Annotated in this window: 2 pseudogenes; both read left to right on the top strand. The window is 47.8% G+C overall.

The annotated features are described in order from the left end of the window. Positions 1-51: 51 nt before the first annotated feature. Positions 52-240: pseudogene (locus ACKFKF_RS35145) on the top strand (IS630 family transposase); the annotation flags it as partial. 222 nt (positions 241-462) lie between these two features. Next, positions 463-1,035: pseudogene (locus ACKFKF_RS35140) on the top strand (helix-turn-helix domain-containing protein); the annotation flags it as partial. Positions 1,036-1,086 lie beyond the last annotated feature (51 nt).

Genomic DNA, 1,086 nt, shown 5'->3' with positions numbered 1-1,086 from the left:
TCTACTGACACTGACTAGTTAATCGTACTACATCTACTTGAAAAATGCTGTATGGCAGAAATAGAACTCAGTGTTCTATCGCGTCAATGTTTAGATCGGCGCATTCCAGACAAACTCACTCTGACCCAAGAGATTGCGTCTTGGGAGCAGGCACGTAATGCTCAGGGTCATGCAGTGGACTGGCGCTTCACCACTCAAGATGCTCGGATTAAACTCAAGCGGCTTTATCCCTCAGTATAATCTTGACAGACCACTAGTCTTCACTGCTCCAAGCACGGCACTTCGCAGAGTTTGTTCTAATGCCTCATCCAGTTCAGGTTGAAAACTGGTGGCTTTGACCCGTAGAATCTGTTGTTCTCGTTCTGCAATGTTCATGGGAGACTGCTCTCAACACTTCTTTCTCCCTACTTTCAGATAATCATTTTCCTCTTACAAATGGCGAAAAAATAAAGACACTAACAGATGGCGAAAAAATACAATGTTTCCTTAACTTCTGGCGGCGACAGTACCTGGAACAATTCACAACCACTGGGAAACACGCTGCCTACCAAATTAATCACGCTCGCATCTTGTTGAAAGCAGATGGCAACCAACTGGGGGAAGTTGGCGCGATACTGATATCAAAGAGGCACTCGACCTCAGCCTGAGAACCATTGAGCGAGTCCGCCAGCGATTTGTGGAAGCGGGAATGGAAGCAGCACTGAAAAGTCGTCCGGGGGCAGGACGCAAGCGAGAAGTGACCGGAGAGGACGAAGCTCACTTGATTGCGCTGCGCTGTAGCGATGCACCGAATGGGCAAGGGCGCTGGACACTGTGATTGTTAGCAGATCGCATGGTCGAGCTAAATTACGTCGAACACATCAGTCACCAGAGTGTGCGGCAAGTGCTAAAAAAAACGAACTGCAACCTTGGAAGCAAGAGTGTTGGGTGATTCCACCAGAGCAGAACACGGAATTTGTCTGGCGGATGGAGTCGGGGTTGGCACTGTATCAGACGCGTTACGATACCGCCTTTCCCGTGGTTTGCATTGATGAATAGTCGTTTCCAGAAATTAAATTGAGTTAAAAAAAGAGGGTAAAACGAAGT

It is taken from the genome of Phormidesmis sp. 146-12, from assembly GCF_052939495.1.
Note: the sequence above shows the minus strand (reverse complement) of the source record. Positions and strands in the feature narration are given on the sequence as shown.